15 protein-coding genes and 1 pseudogene are annotated in these 16,534 nt (G+C 53.4%); all 16 read left to right on the forward strand.

Translation table 11 applies throughout. From position 1 onward, the window contains the following. Positions 1 to 238: pseudogene (locus BR86_RS0108780) on the forward strand (group II intron reverse transcriptase/maturase); the annotation flags it as partial. Positions 239 to 469: 231 nt separating this feature from the next. Next, a complete protein-coding gene (locus BR86_RS15980) occupies positions 470 to 628 on the forward strand; it encodes a hypothetical protein (protein WP_154661374.1) in 159 nt (52 codons plus the stop codon). Between the two features lie 174 nt (positions 629 to 802). Then, positions 803 to 1,789, forward strand: coding sequence for a diaminopimelate dehydrogenase (locus tag BR86_RS0108795; protein WP_031473127.1), 987 nt, complete (start codon positions 803 to 805; stop codon positions 1,787 to 1,789). A 111-nt stretch (positions 1,790 to 1,900) separates the two neighbouring features. Then, positions 1,901 to 2,044, forward strand: a complete 144-nt coding sequence (scfA, locus tag BR86_RS15680) for a six-cysteine ranthipeptide SCIFF (RefSeq protein ID WP_074650131.1) — start codon at positions 1,901 to 1,903, stop codon at positions 2,042 to 2,044. A 230-nt stretch (positions 2,045 to 2,274) separates the two neighbouring features. Further along, positions 2,275 to 3,660 (forward strand): thioether cross-link-forming SCIFF peptide maturase, encoded by a 1,386-nt coding sequence (gene scfB, locus BR86_RS0108805; RefSeq protein WP_031473130.1) that lies wholly within the window; start codon positions 2,275 to 2,277, stop codon positions 3,658 to 3,660. 241 nt (positions 3,661 to 3,901) lie between these two features. Then, complete coding sequence (locus tag BR86_RS0108815) at positions 3,902 to 5,413, forward strand: aminotransferase class I/II-fold pyridoxal phosphate-dependent enzyme (RefSeq protein WP_075034475.1); 1,512 nt, start codon at positions 3,902 to 3,904, stop codon at positions 5,411 to 5,413. A 158-nt stretch (positions 5,414 to 5,571) separates the two neighbouring features. Beyond that, positions 5,572 to 6,924, forward strand: a complete 1,353-nt coding sequence (locus tag BR86_RS0108820; RefSeq protein WP_031473135.1) for a sensor domain-containing diguanylate cyclase — start codon at positions 5,572 to 5,574, stop codon at positions 6,922 to 6,924. Next, positions 6,899 to 8,023, forward strand: a complete 1,125-nt coding sequence (locus BR86_RS14685) for a sugar ABC transporter substrate-binding protein (RefSeq protein ID WP_051684702.1) — start codon at positions 6,899 to 6,901, stop codon at positions 8,021 to 8,023. The genes BR86_RS0108820 and BR86_RS14685 overlap by 26 nt, the downstream gene beginning before the upstream one ends. A gap of 123 nt (positions 8,024 to 8,146) precedes the next feature. Further along, on the forward strand, positions 8,147 to 9,109 hold the full coding sequence (locus BR86_RS0108835) for a DUF2232 domain-containing protein (protein WP_031473141.1): 963 nt from the start codon (positions 8,147 to 8,149) through the stop codon (positions 9,107 to 9,109). Between the two features lie 221 nt (positions 9,110 to 9,330). Beyond that, positions 9,331 to 9,804 carry a LeuD/DmdB family oxidoreductase small subunit gene (locus tag BR86_RS0108840; protein WP_031473143.1) on the forward strand — a complete coding sequence of 158 codons (474 nt, stop codon included), beginning with the start codon at positions 9,331 to 9,333 and terminating at the stop codon, positions 9,802 to 9,804. A gap of 98 nt (positions 9,805 to 9,902) precedes the next feature. Beyond that, complete coding sequence (locus tag BR86_RS0108845) at positions 9,903 to 11,153, forward strand: 3-isopropylmalate dehydratase large subunit (RefSeq protein WP_031473145.1); 1,251 nt, start codon at positions 9,903 to 9,905, stop codon at positions 11,151 to 11,153. Positions 11,154 to 11,167: 14 nt separating this feature from the next. Then, positions 11,168 to 11,662 carry a LeuD/DmdB family oxidoreductase small subunit gene (locus BR86_RS0108850; protein ID WP_031473147.1) on the forward strand — a complete coding sequence of 165 codons (495 nt, stop codon included), beginning with the start codon at positions 11,168 to 11,170 and terminating at the stop codon, positions 11,660 to 11,662. A gap of 1 nt (position 11,663) precedes the next feature. Further along, positions 11,664 to 12,938, forward strand: coding sequence for a 3-isopropylmalate dehydratase large subunit (locus BR86_RS0108855; protein ID WP_031473149.1), 1,275 nt, complete (start codon positions 11,664 to 11,666; stop codon positions 12,936 to 12,938). A gap of 296 nt (positions 12,939 to 13,234) precedes the next feature. Next, on the forward strand, positions 13,235 to 14,041 hold the full coding sequence (locus tag BR86_RS0108860) for a LytTR family transcriptional regulator (protein WP_031473151.1): 807 nt from the start codon (positions 13,235 to 13,237) through the stop codon (positions 14,039 to 14,041). A 197-nt stretch (positions 14,042 to 14,238) separates the two neighbouring features. Further along, positions 14,239 to 15,492: a 6-phosphofructokinase gene (locus BR86_RS0108865; protein WP_031473153.1), complete on the forward strand. Its 1,254-nt coding sequence runs from the start codon at positions 14,239 to 14,241 to the stop codon at positions 15,490 to 15,492. A gap of 326 nt (positions 15,493 to 15,818) precedes the next feature. Next, positions 15,819 to 16,481 (forward strand): HAD family hydrolase, encoded by a 663-nt coding sequence (locus BR86_RS0108870; protein ID WP_038288383.1) that lies wholly within the window; start codon positions 15,819 to 15,821, stop codon positions 16,479 to 16,481. The last annotated feature ends 53 nt before the right edge of the window (positions 16,482 to 16,534 follow it).

A 16,534-nucleotide genomic window follows, 5' to 3' on the forward strand; every position in this document is an offset into this window, starting at 1 on the left:
TCACAGAATCCGTATGTGTATATGGAAACAATGGAAGAAGCCCAAGACAAAGGTGCGAAATCTGATTAAGATGGGTGTGCCCGAGGACTTGGCGCATATGGCTGGCAACAGTCGGCGTGGATATTGGTTTACCACACATACAGTCGCAGTCAACATGGCGATGACAAAAGAAAGACTGATAAACAGTGGCTTCTATGATTTAGCCACAGCCTATCAGTCTGTGCACGTCAACTATTGAAAGCGCCGTATACCGAACGGTACGTACGGTGCTGTGAGAGGACGGGAGCTAATCACTCCCTCCTACTCAATTTTGTTTCATTGGAAATTTCTCCGAAATTCCCATGAAAAAAAACTCCGCAGAAACAGGAAAAAGAGCGGTGACGGCCTTTTCAGCTCCGGCAGAAAAAACAGTTTGAGAGTTTAGATTCCGACAATCGTTACGATCTGTGCGGTGATCATTATTTCCATTATGAGTATTGCATTTGGAATCCTGTCCAGCCGGATGATCCGGAATATGACACAGGAGCAGCTGAAGACATCTGTCCAGACAAATATTCTGACACTCCAGAAGTATCTGGACGAAATGAACATCTATGCAGAATCTCTCGGAAAAGAGATCAAACTATAATGAAAGATTATTGAAAATGAGAATTCGGTATGACAAGCCGCCGGTTTTTGAAAAAAAATACATAAAAAAAACTTTGTGGGATGACAATCCCGCGGTATAATACTTTGCATGAAAATGTTATGAATCAGATCGCTGTCATAACCATGCAGCGGAACATCAGAGAAAGGAAAAAGCATGAGCATTCGAATTGGTATCATGGGATACGGAAACCTGGGCAGAGGAATCGAGATCGCCGCAAAGGAAGCATCCGATATGGAGATCGCTGCGGTATTTACCAGAAGAGATCCGTCTACCGTTAAGATTCTCACCGAAGGCGTTCCGGTTGTGAGCGTGAATGAGGCGGCAGACTGGAAAGACAGGATCGACGTGATGGTTCTCTGCGGCGGATCCGCAACCGACCTTCCGGTGATGACTCCGCAGTATGCAGAGATGTTCAATGTCATCGACAGCTTTGATACTCACGCGAGAATCCCGGAGCATTTTGCCAATGTTGACGCGGCAGCGAAGAAGGCAGGAAAGATCGCAGTGATCTCCTGCGGATGGGATCCGGGTATGTTCTCTCTGGCCAGAGTATACTCCAACGCCATTCTCCCGGACGGAAAGGATTACACCTTCTGGGGCAAGGGCATTTCTCAGGGACACTCCGACGCGATCCGCCGCATTGAAGGCGTTCAGGACGCGAAGCAGTACACGATTCCGGTGGAGAGCGCACTGGAGGCGGTAAGAAGCGGCTCCCAGCCGGAGCTGACCACCAGACAGAAGCATCTCAGAGAGTGCTTTGTTGTTCTGAAAGAGGGCGCAGATGCGGCAAAGGTGGAAAAAGAGATCAAGGAGATGCCGAACTACTTCGCCGATTATGATACCACCGTTCACTTCATCTCCGAGGAAGAGCTGAAGAAGAATCACGCGGAAATGGCACACGGCGGTTTTGTATTCCGCAGCGGCAGGACCGGCGCAAACAAAGAGCACTCCCACATCATTGAGTACAGCCTGAAGCTCGATTCCAATCCGGAGTTTACCACAAGCGTCATCATCGCATACGCGAGAGCGGCGTATCGTATGCATCAGGAAGGACAGACCGGCTGCAAGACCGTTCTGGATATCGCGCCGGCATATCTTTCCGAGCTGAGCGGTGAAGAGCTGAGAGCGCATCTTCTGTAATTGCGTGTAATTGTGTATTTCCGGGGAACGATTGACACTCGTTCCCCTTTGATGTATCATTATTCAGATAAAATATATTTCCGCTGGGTTACAGCAGAGAGGGGATAGACTATGAAGCACATCATGACATTAGACACACGTGACATGAACAAGAGCATGGAGAACGGCGGCTGCGGCGAGTGCCAGACATCCTGCCAGTCTGCTTGCAAGACAAGCTGCGGTATCGCAAATCAGCAGTGCGAGAAGAAGAACTAAGATATAATTTCGGTCGATAAGACACAGATTATATTATCTCCGGCGGAAGGCGGCGCCCGACGGGGAATGCTTCGCATGAAGATGCGGCGCCGATGAGAACATGGAGCACGAAGTGCGAAATATTCGCTTGCGCAATCGAGCAGGTTTTATCCTGCTCGATTGTTTCGAAACATTCCGCCGGCCGGGGCGTGGTATCACGCCCCGGTCGTTCTGCGTTAAGGAGAAAAAGTATGATTCACCAGTATAAAATGAACGGTTACAACATCGTTCTTGATGTATATAGCGCAAGTATTCACGTGACGGATGATATGGCCTACGATGCCATTCATCTTCTGGACGAGGGAAAGTCTGAGGATGAGGTGAGAAGCGAAATCCGCCGTATGTATCCGGATGCCTCCGAGGAGGATATCCGCGACACCTTTGAGGACATCGAGGAGCTGGTAAAGAACGACAAGCTCTTCACCAAAGATGTCTTCCGCCCGGCAGCGAATTACCTGAAAGACAGGGGGACCGTCGTCAAGGCGCTCTGCCTTCTGGTTGCGCACACCTGCAATCTGAACTGTTCCTACTGCTTTGCATCGCAGGGTAAGTTCCACGGTCAGCAGGGACTCATGAGTTTTGAAACCGGAAAAGCAGCCATTGATTTTCTCGTAAAGAATTCCGGCATGCGCAGAAACCTGGAGGTCGATTTCTTCGGCGGAGAGCCGCTCGTGAACTTTGATGTCTGTAAGAAGATTGTCGAGTACGCGCGCTCGATCGAGAAGGAGCACAACAAGAATTTCCGTTTCACACTGACCACCAACGGCGTCAACGTAACGGACGAGGTCATCGAGTGGGCCAACAAAGAGTGCTATAATGTCGTGCTTTCTCTGGACGGAAGAAAAGAGGTCAATGACCGCTTCCGCGTGGATGCGATGGGCAACGGATCCTATGACAGGATTGTGCCGAACTTCCAGAAGTTTGCGAAGGCCAGAGGCGATCAGAATTATTACATGAGAGGAACATTCTCTCATTTCAACACGGATTTCACAAAGGACATTTTCCATATGGCGGACGATCTCGGCTTTACCGAACTCTCCATGGAGCCGGTTGTGACCGATCCGTCCAGCCCAAGCGCCCTGACCGAGGAAGATCTGCCGGTTCTCTACGAGCAGTATGAGATCCTTGCAAAGGATATGCTTCGCAGAGAGAAAGACGGAAAGCCGATCACGTTCTATCACTATATGATCGATCTGGAGCACGGACCGTGTGTATATAAGCGTGTTTCCGGATGCGGATCCGGCACCGAGTATCTGGCGGTGACTGCATGGGGCGATCTCTATCCGTGTCATCAGTTTGTCAACGATCCGGAGTACAAGATGGGCAATGTCTATGACGGCGTCACCGAGACCAGGCTGGTAAATGAGTTTAAGTCCTGTAACGTCTACTCCCGACCGGAGTGCATGAACTGCTGGGCGAGAATGTACTGTGCCGGCGGCTGCAGCGCGAATGCGCTTCACTCTACCGGGGACATTCACGGAGTATACGAGTACGGCTGCAAACTGTTCCGCAAGCGTATGGAATGTGCGTTGATGATGAAAGTTGCCGAGGCGGAGATGAGAGCAGAAAAAGAATAAAGAAGAACATTTTCCAGTTCAGGATTTTTGGGGCTGCCGTGCGAATGTGCGGCGGCCTCTTTCTCTGCGGCGAAACAGGGGCCGCAGGCAGCGTTCGGGCAACCGGTTCTTTCCGGAATGCCGGGAGATGCGGACGATGGGCATCTCACAGAGGTATGGGAAACCGCGGACGATGGGCAGCCCGCAGAAGTCCGGAACCGTGTTATACTGAAGACAGAAAAACGGAAAGTGGGCGTGAAAAATGATCAATCCGGTAGAATATTCGACTCTGTTCAAACAATTAACTCAATATACAGCGCAGGGACTCTTCCCGTTCCATATGCCGGGACATAAACGGCAGACGGATTCTTCCATCCTTCCGTACGGGATCGATGTGACGGAAGTGCCGGGGACGGATGATCTTCATGATGCGGACGGAATTCTGAAGGAAGCGATGGACCGGACGGCGGAGCTTTGCGGTGCGGACCGGACCTGGTATCTGGTCGGTGGCAGTACGGCCGGAAATCTTGCGGGGCTTTCGGCAATCGCACCGAAGGGAAGCGAAGTGATTCTTGCAAGGAACTGTCACCGCTCGGTTTTTCACGCGGCGCAGCTCCGGGAACTGACGGTGCACTGGGCGGTGCCGGCGATGGAGAAGAATTACGGAATGCAGGGATCGGTGGAGCCGGAAACCATCCGACGTCTTCTGAAAGCGCATCCGGATACCAGGGCCGTTGTTCTGACCAGCCCGACTTATGAGGGGATTGTGTCGGATATTCGGCAGATTGCGGCGATCTGTCACGAAAAAGGAATTCCGCTGATGGTGGACGAGGCTCACGGAGCGCATCTTGGCTTTGGACACGGCTTTCCGGAGAGCAGCGTTCACTGCGGCGCGGATGTCACTGTGCAGAGTTTTCACAAGACGCTTCCGAGCCTGACGCAGACGGCAGTGCTTCATCTTAAGGGGAATCTTGTATCCCCGCAGGCGATCGGACGCTGGCTTGACGTGTATGAGACGTCCAGTCCCTCGTATCCGCTGATGGTATCCATCGACGCGGCCTCCGGGCTGATGCGGGAAAAGGGCGATCAGCTTCTGAAAAAATGGCGCAAACACCTGGAGGAGTTCCGCGAAAGCACGGCGGTCCTTCGGGTTCTGAGGGTTCCCGGAGCAGAGGAACTATCCGGGGCAGCCTGCTTCGGCCTGGATCCGGGGAAAATTGTGATTGACGGAAGAAACGCCGGGCTGACGGGCCGGGAACTGGCAGACCGGCTTCGGGAAAAGTATGGGATCGAGACCGAAATGTCCATGGGATCATACGTTCTTGCGATGACCGGGATGACGGATCCCGAAGAATCCTACCGGAAACTGGCGGCGGCGCTCCGGGAGACCGACCGGTGGGCGGAGGAGACGTTCGCTTTACCGCGGCAGCCGGAGGGAAGCGAGATCAAAAGCGAGGCGGGAAAGGACTGCGATGAGACCGGAATGCCGGACCCGCCGGCATTTCCGGAACCGGGAAAGGCAGTCCTGACCATCGGGGAGGCCGTAGACATCCCGGAATCCCGCTGCGCCGGAATCGAGTTTGTCCGCTCGGCAGGCGCGGTGGCGCAGGAATATGTGTATGCTTATCCGCCGGGGATTCCGTTTGTGATTCCGGGAGAGACAATCACGGAGGACGCGGTCCGGTATGCCCGGTGGCTGAAAAATGCCGGATTCCGGATTCATTTTACCGAATCGGGGGATGATTCGGAGAAAATCCGTGTCGTTCAATCATAAAAAGAGTTAAAATAGAAGTGGATCCTCCGGTATTTTTTTGATACTTGTTTATGTTTCGAAAAACAGGGACGAAAAAAGAAGTGAACGATCGTGCAGTTATGCACTGATTCCGAAATATCAATATAAGAGACCATTCGTTCAATATAATGGAGAAGACTATGAGAGTGACACCGATCGACTCGGAAAAGAAGAAAAAACGTTTCGAGATGAAAACTGCCCTGATAATCCTTCCCCTGATTATTATTCTTTTTATTCTTTTGATTACCGATTTGCTTCTGATCCGGTCCCGGCGGAAGATCGTAAACGAGCAGATCCGCATTTACGCAAATTATCAGATTGCGGACCAGCTGAACAAGCATCTGTTCTTCGGCACGATCTGGGGGACGATCATTGATCAGGACGGAGGGGAAGTAAAACATTTCTCCAAAACCACGGAGCATCTCCTGAAGAACTATGATATCAAGGGGATTGAGAGTATCTCGCTTGCTCAGGCCAATCATGTGGTTTATACCCATTCGCTGAACTCTGCCTATCCGGTGAAACGTGACATCTTTACCGATGCGGATCTGCAGGGTTACGTCATTCGCTCGAAATTCACCGGACTCCAGAGCGTTTCGCATATGTCCCGGATCGAGGGGACGGATCAATACCGTATGTATGTGCTGACGCCGGTTTATGTGAACGGCGATTTCGGAAAGAGAGAGTTCTGGGGCGTGACCCTGATTGCGATGCGGATTCCGGAGATTCTGGAGGGCATTGCACTGGACAAGATGAGCACGGATATTGACTTTAAGCTCAGCGGCGCGGTGGAAGGCTCGGAGGAGCACCAGGCGTTTATTGAGACCAAGCAGGAGGAATTCCGGTCGCCTGAGGTGTATTATTTCCAGGTTCCGAACGGTACCTGGAAACTCGAAGGCGAGTGGAAGGGCGGCTGGATCACGAGAACCGAGATGATTCAGCAGGCGTTGGCGTTTCTGTTTGTCGGTGCCGGTGTCGTGATTCTCCTGTCCATCAATTCGAGAAGAGCGATGCTTGCGAAGATCAGCATGCAGGATGAACTGACCGGAATCAACAACCGGTATTCGCTCCGGATTCATTTCCCGGAATATGTCGGAACAAAGAAGGATATTTTTGTGCTGTTTGTCGATGTCGACCGTTTCAAAGAGGTCAATGACACCTTTGGACACGAGGCGGGAGACCAGGCGCTGCAGGCGGTCGCGGAAAAACTCAGCGAGTTTTTCGGGGCGAAAAACTGCTACCGCTACGGCGGAGACGAGTTCCTTGTGGTGCAGAAGTCGGACAACGGAGAAAAACTGAAGGAAAAGCTCGCTTCATTCCGGACGGAACTGGATCTGACCGACCGGAACGGGCGCGGGATTCACATCACCTTGAGCGCCGGATGCTGCGTCGGAAAAGCGGAGAACGGAGATGCTCTGAGACGGCTGATGAAGGAGGCGGACGAGAAGCTGTATGAGGCGAAGCATAATGGAAAGAACCAGATTGATATGTAAGGCGGCTATCCTCTTCAGCGCGGCAGCGCTTCTGACCGGTGCCGGGTGTTCGGCACCGTCCGGGGCGGAACAGAATGCCGGGACCGGTGCTCCGGCGGCGGTGACTGCGGGGGACGGAACCGGAGCGGAATCCGGCGCGTCCGCGGAAATGCAGACGCCGGGCGGGGAAAAAACACGTCCGCTCTCGATCGATGTGGTGCTGAAGACCAATTCCTCGGAATACTGGGGGTATGTTCAGGTCGGCTGTCTGGCGTACGCAAAGGAGCATCCGGAGATTTCGATTTCGGTAAAGGGTGCTTCCGCCGAGACCGCAATGGAAGAGCAGGAGAACATCGTGCGGACGGACCTCATGGAAGACCGGTTTGACGCGTATGTCATCGCACCGCTGAATCCTGCGGAGATCGCGGAACTTCTGAAAAAGACGGATCGGCCGGTGATTGCACTGGATACACCGATTGATTCTGACCGTGTGCTGGCTTACTGCGGCACGGATAATCATAAGGCTTCCGGGGCCGGTGCCCTGGAGGCGGTGAACATGGCGAAAGAGCGCGGATGGAAGGAAATCCGTGCCGTCAATATTGCCGGTGTGGAAGGCGACCGGGTCAGTGAACTCCGGGCGCAGGGATACCGGGAAAGCATTGAGGCGGAAGGCGGTACCTTCCTGTCGGAGGAGACGGTTTACGCGGAATCTTCTCCCCAAAAAGCCGCGGCGGCCATGCGGGATATCATCAGGAGACATCCGGAAGGGATTGCGATCATCGCCTGCAATAACGATGACATGGCGACAGCCGCGCTGGCGGAATGTCTGAAAGCTCCGGCATACCGGAATACGGTGGTCCTCGGATTTGACGGGATCGGTTCGGCCTGCGAGCGCCTGCTCGAAAACAGCAATTATGAAAACTATGTCACGGTTGCGCAGAATCCGTACGAGATGGGTTATATGGCGGTGGAGGCGGCCGTCAATGCACTCAACGGAAGAGCGATCCGCCAGAGTTCGAACATCGTGGACGGAAGAACGTTTATTGATGTCGGATTTAATGTGATTACGCGCAAAAACGCGTACGGACGCATGGAAATGCTCCAGAAATTCTGGGAATGAGACTTCGGGAGCGGAATGCCGGACGCAATGGAAAAGCAACGGGAAACGTCTGGCATTTCCATGATATAAAACGCTTTGCGGACTTTGTTACAGACCGGACAGGACAGAAAACAGGATAGAAAAATGAACAGAACAACCGATACCATGAAACTGACCACCGGGGCTATGATCGTCGCGATCTTTGGCGTCTTTCTGGTCATCAATCTGCAGACAGGAGGCCTTCTGGCCGGAATTTTCACGTATGTCCTTCCGATTCCGATGGTGGCGTACGGCGCGAAGTACGGTTTGAAGAGCAGTGTTCCGGTGTTTATCTGCATGGCGATTGCCGCATTTCTGATCAGCCCGTTCACCACCTTCTTCTATGCGATCGCCGGCGCTTTCATCGGCCTCGTGTACGGCGCCTGCATTCACCGGAGGATGGACATGACGAAGGCGCTTCTGATCGTGATGGCGATCGCGGCGATCTCGGAACTGGCCGCAACCCTGTGTCTCAGTTCAGTGTCCGGGTATGATCTCGGGCAGCAGGTGACGGAAATGCGGTCCATGATGGATCAGACCTTCGGGTCGGCCGGCGTGGTGATGCCGGAGAATATGATGGAGGGGCATTTCCTTCTTCAGATGATGATCCTTGGCGTGGCGATGATGGGCGTGATGGAGGGATTCATCGTATCCCGTCTGAGTCTGATCGTGCTTCGCCGGCTTCGGATACAGGTTCCGGCGCCGACGCCGATCCGGGATATCTATCCGCCGAAATGGACCGGATATGTCGCGCTTGCCGCGTCCTTCGGATACATGGTGTCCTTTTCCCAGCCGCTCGCGGAAGGTCCGCTACAGGGAATGATCCAGTCTGTCGGCATGGTCGGGTATATGTATCTGATTCTCTTCGGCATGACGGCCATCGGACTTCTGGTACGACGGTATTGGGGAAAGGGAGGACTGCTCACGGTTCTGGCGTGCATGACCGGTCTGATGTTCTTTTCCGCCGGCGTGCTCGTCATGGGATTTTTCTATGTCTCCGCGGGATATCATAAGAATCTGGCAGAGGCAATCCGGAAGAAAGAAGAAGCGCGCGCAAATGAAGGATAATTCAGGGTATTCCTGCAGTGGTATAAGCTGCGGGAATACCTTTTATTTTATTTTTGCGTCAGCGGGAATCTTTCTTTACATTCCGGAACCGGTTGGGTATGATGTGAATAGTATTAGTCTGAGTTATAAATAAACAAGAAGAATATAAATATCAGATATATAAATTCATTCCCGGTATAAACGGTGAGAATCCGGCGAAGACTGGGCGAAGGAGGACAAGCATGGGAAAAGTATTTCTGTTCGGAAAGGATGTGGATACGGACCAGATCATCGCGTCGCAGTATCTGCTGTATCCGACGGTTGAGGAGATGAAGGAGCACACATTTGAGTCTCTGGATACGGAATTTGCAAAGAACGTAAAGCCCGGGGATTTTGTCGCGGCGACCGATAACTTTGGCTGTGGTTCCTCGAGGGAACAGGCGCCGGCGGTGCTGAAAGCGCTGGGCGTCAGGGCGGTGTTTGCGCGGTCATTTGCCCGCATTTTCTACCGGAACTGCATCAATATCGGACTTCCGGCCATTGTCTGTCAGGACCTCTGTGATCATGTAAAGACCGGCGATGAGATCGAACTGGATATGGCGAAGGGAACCGTGACGGCCGGCGGAGTGGCCTATGCCTGCACAAAGCTTCCGGAGCATCTGCAGAATATTCTGAACCAGGGCGGACTGATCGCGTCTTTGGATAAGGACGCATGAATGTGTTAACGGCTGCGAAGCAGGCGTGTCACATATTTTGCAATCCGGGTTATGAAGAATAAAAGGCTGTAACAGATAACACACGAGGAGTGACCATTATGGGAATGACGATAGCGGAGAAGATCGCGGCGAGAGCGGCGAAAACATCGGAGACAAAAGCCGGAGAGATCCACACGGTGGAACTGGATTATCTGATGAGCAATGACGGAACAACGCATCTGACCATCGATATGTACCGGAAACTGAAGCACCCGCGGATTGCGGACAAGGACAAGCTCGTATGGATCGTGGATCACAATGTTCCGTGCGACAGTCCGAAGACGGCGGCATCCCAGAAAAAGATGCGGGATTTCGCGAAAGAAAACGGAATCCGTTTCCACGAGGGAGAGGGAATCTGCCATCAGATCATGATTGAAAAATATGTCTGCCCGGGACAGCTGGTTTTCGGCGCGGACAGCCACACCTGCGCATACGGTGCGGTGGGAGCCTTTGGAACCGGCGTCGGGTGCACGGATTATCTCTACGGTATGGTGACGGGGCAGTCCTGGATCATGGTTCCGGAGACGCTCCGGTTCAATCTTCACGGTAGACTTCGCGACGGAGTGACCGCCCGCGACCTGATCCTCACGATCATCGGAAAAATCGGTGCGAACGGAGCAAATTACAAGGCAATGGAGTTTGCCGGCGACGGCATGAAGAATCTGACGATGAGCGACCGCATCTCGATCTGCAATCTCTGCGTGGAGGCCGGTGCGAAGACGGCGCTGATGGAGACGGATGAGATCACGCTCGAGTATCTGAAAGAGCACGGAGACCGGAAGCCGGCTGCGGCATTTGCCAGCGATCCGGACGCGGTCTTCGCCGGAGTCTATGAGATCGAGCTCGGCGAGATCGTTCCGGTAGTGGCAAAACCGCATTTTGTGGACAATATCGCACCGGCGGGGGAAGTGAAGGGCGTGGCGATCAACGAGGCATTTCTCGGCTCCTGCAACAACGGACGGATCGAGGATCTTCGGCTTGGCGCATCCATTCTCCGCGGCCGGAAGGTTTCCCCGAACGTCCGGTTCCTGGTGGTTCCGGCGAGCCGGGAGGTCTATCTTCAGGCACTCGAAGAAGGACTGCTTTCGGTATTCTCCGAGGCGGGCGCGATCATTATGAATCCGAACTGCAGCGTCTGCTGGGGGAGCTGTCAGGGCGTCATCGGAAAAGGAGAGGTGCTGATCAGCACCGGAACCCGCAACTTTAAGGGAAGAGCGGGAGACAAGGATTCGTTCGTCTATCTCGGATCGGCGGCGACCGTCACGGCATCGGCGGTGAAGGGGGAGATCTGCACGGCAGATCAGCTGTAAAAAAGGAGAAAATGATGGAACAGTTTACAGGAAAAGTGTGGGTCCTCGGTGACGACATCGATACCGATATCATCATGCCGACGGAATATCTGGCTTTAAAGACCATTGACGATATGAAACCGTATGCATTCTCACCGCTCCGCCCGGAACTGGCCGGTCAGATCGCCCCGGGGGACATCATTGTGGCAGGCAAGAATTTCGGTTGCGGCTCTTCGCGCGAGCAGGCGCCGGAGGTCATCAAGGCACTCGGCATCCGCGCGATCATTGCAAAATCCTATGCGCGGATCTTCTTCCGGAATTCCATCAACAACGGCCTTCTTCTGATCGAAAATGACGGGATTCAGAGCGACGTGAAGGAAGGCGATACGCTCACGGTGTCGGTCGGCGAGAAAATCGTCCGCGAAGGGAAGGAATATCCGATCACGGAACTGCCGCAGAATCTTCTGGATATTCTGGAAGCCGGCGGACTGGTCCGGGCGATGCAGAAGCTGAACGGAATCGAGGTGTGAGATGGGCGAGACGTTAATTGAGAAAATTCTTCGGGCGAACACCGGCAGGGAAACGGTGAAAGCGGGCGATATCGTGACCGTGAACGTGGACCGCTTGATGGTTCATGACATATTCATTCCCTTCGTCAAAGAGAAATTTGAGGAGATGGGATTCCGGAAGATCTGGGATCCGGAGAAAATGGTCCTGATCTACGATCATCTGGTGCCGGCGAGTCAGCAGGATGACACGAGACATTTCCATATCGGGGATGCGTTTGCGGAAAAATACGGTCTGACACATGTTCACCGCGCCGACGGCGTATGCCATCAGCTGATGACCGAGGCGGGGTATGTGAAGCCGGGCAATGTGGTCTTCGGCACCGACAGCCACACCACGACCTACGGCAGCGTTGGGGCATTTTCCACCGGAATCGGATATACAGAGATGGCGTCGGTTCTCGGAACCGGAAAACTCTGGATCCGCGTTCCGGAGACAATCCGCGTCAACATCACCGGAACCCTTCCGGGCAATGTCACCTCCAAGGATGTGATCCTGCGGATTCTGGGCGATATCCGCTCGGACGGCGCGACATACCGGTCACTCGAATTCGGCGGTGATACCGTTGATCATATGTCGGTGGCAAGCCGGATGACCATGAGCAACATGGCGGTTGAGGCCGGCGCAAAGTGCGGTCTGTTTGCCCCGGACGAAAAGACCTGCGAATATTGTGAGATACCGTATTCCGAAAAAGAGAAGGCCCTCCGCGCGGATGAAGATGCGGAATACGTGCAGGTCCTGAATTACCGTGCCGAAGAGTTCGTGCCGGTTGCGGCATGTCCGTCTCAGGTGGACAACATACGGAATATTTCCGATCTTGCGGGAATTCCGGTGGATCAGGTCTTCATCGGTTCCTGCACCAACGGACGGTTGGAAGACCTTCGGACGGCGGCGGAAGTCCTGAAGGGAAAGCATATTGCGCCGTTTGTGAAGCTGATCGTGACGCCGGCCAGCCGGAAAATCTATGAGCAGGCGGTGGAAAAAGGTTATATCCGCGCCCTTGTGGAGGCGGGAGCAATGGTTACGGCGGCGGGCTGCGGACTCTGCTGCGGCCGTGCGGGCGGAATCATGACTGACGGCGAGGTCGTGGTGGCGACCAATAACCGTAACTTCCTCGGACGGATGGGCACCTCGAAGGTCAACATTTATCTGGCAAGTCCGAGAACGGCAGCGGCCTGTGCGGCTGCCGGAACGATTGTCGTACCGGAGGAACGTTGTCAGACTCCCGCTCAGGAATAAAGGAGGGCAGTGCCGGCGCGCAAAATCTGCGGGGCTCCCTTTCAGGAATCAGGGGATGCGGGAGCCGGACTCCGCCTGCGGACTTGGTTTATGGGAGAACCGGGAATCGGACCGGTTTGCCGGCGTTTGTTTCATACACGGGAGACCGTGATTCGTCACCCGGAAAACTGTGGTTCATCACCGATGATAACAACAAAATCTTGCGGTACAAGTAAAGATTAGATTATATTAACAAAAGTTGTTATACAATATGAAAAGCGGGATGAATGTTTTTTGACTGAAGCGGGTGAATACAGATGAAGAACGAAGAAGCAGAGAAGATACTGGATCTTTCCAGACAGGTAATACGGACGTTCTGGAGCGGCCAGCCGGAGTTGTATCTGAATCATCTTCATCCGGAAGTGTCTTTTATCGGGCCTGCGGACGGCGTAAACGTGAACGGAAGAGAAGAACTGAAGAAACTGGCTCTGAAGATGAGCCGGTCCATGCCGAAGATCTTCATCAGCAGCGATCGGTATGAGATGCTGCATTATGACAGAGATGCCTGTATTGTGGCGGCGTATTACACGACGCACACGGATCCGAAAAGCCATCAGATTCTTCGGGAAAACAAGCGGTGCACGCTGGTATGGATCCGCGGGGGCGATACCTTTCTTCTGCTTCATGCTCACGTTTCGGACGGACATCATATGCTGCACGGGGATGAGTCTTTCCCGATCGCGGCCGGACAGGAAACGTATAATTACATGATGGAGCTGATGCGTCAGCGCGGTGATTTTGTCAAGATTACGGTGCGGGATACCGAAGGCGTGACGCATGTCATCTCGGAGAATGATATTCTTCTGATTCAGACGGAAGGAAATTACACGACAATCCGTTGTTTTGACCGCAATGTCCGGATCAAGCGTCCATTGAAATACGTGAGAGAACTTCTTCACACGGAGATTTTTGTGGAGGTGAGCCGGAATACGATGATCAACGGAGATTATGTCGAGCGGATCACCGGGGATATCGTGAGTCTGATTGACAAGACCGAGATCCGGATCTCGTCACGAAAGGTAAATTCGGTGCTGAAGGTCATCCGGAATCTGACCAATATCTGATGGGAATCGGACCGGCAATGCACGGTATTTTCTATGCGGGGGGACAGGGGCTGCGGCCGCTGTCCCTTTCTCTGTCCCTTTGTTCTTTTGACAGGGTTTTCTCTCTTGTGTTATTTTATGTCATGGAAATTTCTTTTTACAATCCCATGACATTTCAGGTTTTTTCCATTATGTTCAGCTGTAGGAGGATACGATATATGAAAAATCTGCTTGTAGCACAGTCCGGCGGCCCGACGGCAGCCATCAATGCGACCCTTGCCGGTATTATCGAGGCGGCGGTATGGAGTGATAAGGTCGACCGGATCTTCGGTGCCGATTACGGTATTCAGGGAGTGCTGGAGGAGAAATTCATCGACCTGACCAAAATCGGAAGCAATGAGAAAATTCTCGATCAGCTGAGCACGACTCCGAGTGCGGCACTCGGTTCCTGCCGTTACAAGCTGAAAGATCCGAAAGAGGATCCTTCCGAGTTTCAGAAAATTATCGATATTTTCCACCGGTTTTCCATTGCATATTTTGTATATATCGGCGGAAATGATTCCATGGATACCGTGTGGAAACTTTCCGCGTACATGAAGGCCCACGGCGTCGATGATATTACGGTGGTCGGCGCTCCGAAGACCATCGACAACGACCTTTACGGCATTGATCACTGCCCGGGCTTCGGAAGTGCGGCAAAATACATTGCGACTTCCTGTGCGGAACTGGAGCGGGAGATTCAGGTTTATGATACCCCGTATGTCATCATTGTCGAGATGATGGGACGCAATGCCGGCTGGCTGACTGCGGCCGCGGCGCTGGCGGAAGGTCGAAACGGCGGTGTTCCGTATCTGATCTATCTGGAGGAGAGACCGTTCTCGATTGAACGGATGATCGGCGATATCCGCGAAAAGCTGGAGACAAATCAGGGAATCATTGTGGCGGTCAGCGAGGGAATCCACGACGGGAACGGGAAATTCATCTCCGAACTCGGAACCCAGCATCAGTATCTGGATGCATTTGGACACAGCATTACCTCCGGTGCGGGAAAGGTTCTTGAGGAGGCGGTCAAGGAACACATCGGATGCAAGGTCCGTTCCATCGAACTCAATCTTCTCCAGCGATGCGCGGGTCACCTTCTGAGTGCAACGGACATTGAAGAGTCCAGAAAACTCGGCAGCAATGCCGTGAAGATCGCACTCCGGGGCGGATCGGGACGGATGTCGTCCCTGAAGCGGGAGCCGGGAGAGGAGTACAGCGTCATTTACACGGAAACGCCGATCACCGAGGTGGCAAACCGTGAGAAGAAGGTTCCGCAGAAGTGGATCAATGAAGCCGGAAACGGCGTGAAGAAGGAGATGATCGATTACCTTCTTCCGCTGATCCAGGGCGAGGAGCGGTGCCGTTATGAGGACGGCGTTCCGAAATACGTCATTTTGAAAAATTATGCAAAGACCGGAAGAATGAGCTGAGCTTCCGGCAATCCCGATTGCGGCGCATGGCGGAGACAGAGGATGCAGAAAAGCAGCCCCGGTCTTTTGCTGGGGGAAAAGCGCTGAATGGAAAATGTATAAATATATATTATAAATGTATATTCTGAGCAGACGGGCAGTTCCTTCGGGGACTGCCTGTCCTTATGCCGCCGCTCTGGTGCGGACTTTGTTTCTGTACAAAAGGTATGGAACGTGATAAACTATCCTTTATGGTGTCGTACTGTGCCCAAAAGAGAATGCGGGCTTCAGACGGCATCCGAGATGTACAGACAATACCGTTTGAGATACAGAAACAGGATAATCAGATGATAAAGGCAAAACAATACCGGGCAGTTATTTTTGATCTGGACGGAACACTGTTAAATACGTCCCGCGGCGTATTCTCCAGTGTCCTCTATATGGCGGAGAAGATGGGATATCCGGAACCGGATCCCGGCGTTCTCCGGACGTTCATCGGACCGCCAATTCGGGATTCGGTCAGGCGTGTCTGGGGAGTGGACGATGATGAGGCCGTGAGGGCACATCATTTCTTCCAGGAAGCCTATATCGGCGGCGATGCACTGAAGACGGACCAGTATCCGGGAATGATGAATCTTCTCCGGGCTCTCCGCGACCGGGGGATCCGGATCGGCGTCGCGACGCTGAAACCGGATGAGCAGGCAAGAAGAGTGCTCGGAAACTGCGGCATTGCGCCGTTGATCGACCATATCTGCGGTACGGACATAACCGGAATGGGATCGAAGGAATCCCGGATCCGCAACTGCCTGGAGGCGTTCGGAATTCCGGCAGCGGAGGCCGTGGAGATCGGCGATACGCTTTATGACGCGGAGGGCGCGCATGCGGCCGGAGCGGATTTTCTGGCCGTCCTCTACGGATTCGGACCGGATACCATCGAGGAATGGGAGAGCGCGGGGCCGGTCTTCTGCGCGAAGGACACGGACGAGATCCGGAATTATCTTCTGGGATAAGCGGAATTCTTCTCAGGGATGAGGAGATGGAGACGAAGTCCGCGATCTTCCCT

This window comes from [Clostridium] aminophilum DSM 10710 (assembly GCF_000711825.1).
Classification (GTDB): Bacteria; Bacillota; Clostridia; order Lachnospirales; family Lachnospiraceae; genus Clostridium_R; species Clostridium_R aminophilum.

Coding starts and splice junctions, on each gene's coding strand:
- BR86_RS15980 (WP_154661374.1), top strand. CDS start 470: ATGAGTATTGCATTTGGAATCCTGTCCAGCCGGATGATCCGGAATATG.
- BR86_RS0108795 (WP_031473127.1), top strand. CDS start 803: ATGAGCATTCGAATTGGTATCATGGGATACGGAAACCTGGGCAGAGGA.
- scfA (WP_074650131.1), top strand. CDS start 1,901: ATGAAGCACATCATGACATTAGACACACGTGACATGAACAAGAGCATG.
- scfB (WP_031473130.1), top strand. CDS start 2,275: ATGATTCACCAGTATAAAATGAACGGTTACAACATCGTTCTTGATGTA.
- BR86_RS0108815 (WP_075034475.1), top strand. CDS start 3,902: ATGATCAATCCGGTAGAATATTCGACTCTGTTCAAACAATTAACTCAA.
- BR86_RS0108820 (WP_031473135.1), top strand. CDS start 5,572: ATGAGAGTGACACCGATCGACTCGGAAAAGAAGAAAAAACGTTTCGAG.
- BR86_RS14685 (WP_051684702.1), top strand. CDS start 6,899: ATGGAAAGAACCAGATTGATATGTAAGGCGGCTATCCTCTTCAGCGCG.
- BR86_RS0108835 (WP_031473141.1), top strand. CDS start 8,147: ATGAACAGAACAACCGATACCATGAAACTGACCACCGGGGCTATGATC.
- BR86_RS0108840 (WP_031473143.1), top strand. CDS start 9,331: ATGGGAAAAGTATTTCTGTTCGGAAAGGATGTGGATACGGACCAGATC.
- BR86_RS0108845 (WP_031473145.1), top strand. CDS start 9,903: ATGGGAATGACGATAGCGGAGAAGATCGCGGCGAGAGCGGCGAAAACA.
- BR86_RS0108850 (WP_031473147.1), top strand. CDS start 11,168: ATGGAACAGTTTACAGGAAAAGTGTGGGTCCTCGGTGACGACATCGAT.
- BR86_RS0108855 (WP_031473149.1), top strand. CDS start 11,664: ATGGGCGAGACGTTAATTGAGAAAATTCTTCGGGCGAACACCGGCAGG.
- BR86_RS0108860 (WP_031473151.1), top strand. CDS start 13,235: ATGAAGAACGAAGAAGCAGAGAAGATACTGGATCTTTCCAGACAGGTA.
- BR86_RS0108865 (WP_031473153.1), top strand. CDS start 14,239: ATGAAAAATCTGCTTGTAGCACAGTCCGGCGGCCCGACGGCAGCCATC.
- BR86_RS0108870 (WP_038288383.1), top strand. CDS start 15,819: ATGATAAAGGCAAAACAATACCGGGCAGTTATTTTTGATCTGGACGGA.